This window comes from Streptomyces sp. NPDC058525, assembly GCF_042719495.1.
GTDB lineage: Bacteria > Actinomycetota > Actinomycetes > Streptomycetales > Streptomycetaceae > Streptomyces.
Map to the genome: position 1 here is coordinate 1 of NZ_JBHXNP010000217.1, position 1,952 is coordinate 1,952.

The 1,952-nt window shown below is 37.4% G+C and carries 1 protein-coding gene and 2 pseudogenes; all 3 read right to left on the bottom strand.

The window, feature by feature from the left end; all coding sequences use genetic code 11:
• A pseudogene (locus tag ACFWP3_RS41910) lies at positions 1-385 on the bottom strand (hypothetical protein); the annotation flags it as partial.
• Positions 386-475: 90 nt separating this feature from the next.
• A complete protein-coding gene (locus ACFWP3_RS41915; RefSeq protein WP_375839303.1) occupies positions 476-649 on the bottom strand; it encodes a hypothetical protein in 174 nt (57 codons plus the stop codon).
• A 684-nt stretch (positions 650-1,333) separates the two neighbouring features.
• Positions 1,334-1,952: pseudogene (locus tag ACFWP3_RS41920) on the bottom strand (hypothetical protein); the annotation flags it as partial.

Genomic DNA, 1,952 nt, shown 5'->3' on the forward strand with positions numbered 1-1,952 from the left:
TTTCTTTCTTGTATTTATAACGCAACCTGTCGATAAAATTTTGAAAATCACTATAAAGTTTTTTCGTGTCCGTCATATTTTTCTTGTATGTCAAAGTTATATGTAATTCATTTGGCCGTCCTATAAAATTGTTATTTATCAAATAACGCAGCTTCTTAAAGGTTTGTCTCAAAGAATTATAATTTTCCTGCCGATTTTCCGAATGCTCGAACTCCCGGATCTCCCCAGTAGAGAGGTCTACAAACCTATCCTTGTCCAATTTTTTGATATTATTTTTCCGGTTCATCTTCTCCATATGCTGAACTTCAATGACGTGATTCATAGTGGTCACTTTTACAACATCATTTGGAGCTATGAAAACCGCGTCACCATTGCGTTTATCCATCCATTTCCCCTCAATTTTTCCTGTAATGTTTAATTAAAATCAAGTTAATAATAAAGAACCCCAAATCCGAAGTCAGTTTTTCAACAAAAATTAGCGTCCTTTTCCCAAATAGTCCCTATACAATTCCTTAATAGCAAACTCAATTACAGCATCTTTTGAAACTCTTCCAAATTCATTGTGTTTTGTAAAATGTTCGGCTAATAACTCTAGCTTTTTAAATGTTTCAACAGTAATTCGAGGTCCAATTTGTTTTTTCTCTTCCATCCAAACACACTCCTAACAAGTTGTTAACATAATTCTAACATTGGAAATAATAGAATTCAAGAACAGAAAAAAGAAGCACACTCGGAATGATATTTCGTTTCCTTTTGATTCCGAGCCTCCACCCCTTACAATCCCCAAAGGCAACCGACAAGGGAAAATTCGTCCCTTATCGGCACCTCCGGAAATTGTACAGCAAGGGGTCACTCCCAATAAAAAGACTACGACATATAAAACAGGTTTAGCTTCAGAGAAAAAGAGCATAAGGAAACTCGGTGCCACCCTAAAAAAAAGGGTGTCAAACAGGCTGTGCCTGTTGAGTTTCTATGCTCTTAGAACAGGTGCCGTTTTTGAAGCCAAAGATATAGCATAGATACCCCATAGATATAGCAGGGATATACCAAAATATCTCTAGAGATACGGGTATCTATGCTATATCTCTCTACAAGATTCCTCCACACGCTTGACGGAAATGCTTCAGCATTTTAGCACTCACTCGACAGAGTGTATAAGTGCGCCATTCGGAATTTCAAAGCTTCAAATTTCACAGAGAGTGCCCATTTATACACACCCCCTAAATCGTGGTGTGACAATGGGTTCTCGCCGGCTCGAAATCGGTTTGTCATTCTGACAAATAACCCTTCGGGAAATAAAAAAAACGGCTCCATAAAGAGGAACCGTTTTGCTTCAAAAATCACGTTTTGTGTTATACTGGAGAAACGAAATTGTGTTTTCAAAATTGTCATTTTCGACATGATAACTTTTCTCGTAGTGTGGTTTTGCCGAACCCACTACTTTTTTTATGTCTCCGAACTTCATTTCTTCCCGTTCCGGCTTAACAATCCCTTTTGATTTTCGATACATATTCATTCCGGAAGGATACATGTGCAGCCGTCCGCCTTTTAAAAATTTCTTTTCCCGACCTTCTACGATCTTTGTTTGCACCTCACAGCCCTCTGAAGCCACTTTTAAGGCTGTTTCCCTGTCTTGGACATCTTCTAGGTCTATATCAGTCAAATAAGCGCTCAAATAGGCTCCTATGTTGTCTATATCCTTTAATGACTTGATTGTTACAAATCCTAAACCCCATAGACTCCTTAATTCAGCATTTTTAATATAAATCTTATCCAAATCATTAAAGCGCATTAAAACATGACAATGCCAGGCTCCACGTCCTTGTGGCTCTACCACCGATAAATAATCTATCGAACTTTCTTTCTTGTATTTATAACGCAACCTGTCGATAAAATTTTGAAAATCACTATAAAGTTTTTTCGTGTCCGTCATATTTTTCTTGTATGTCAAA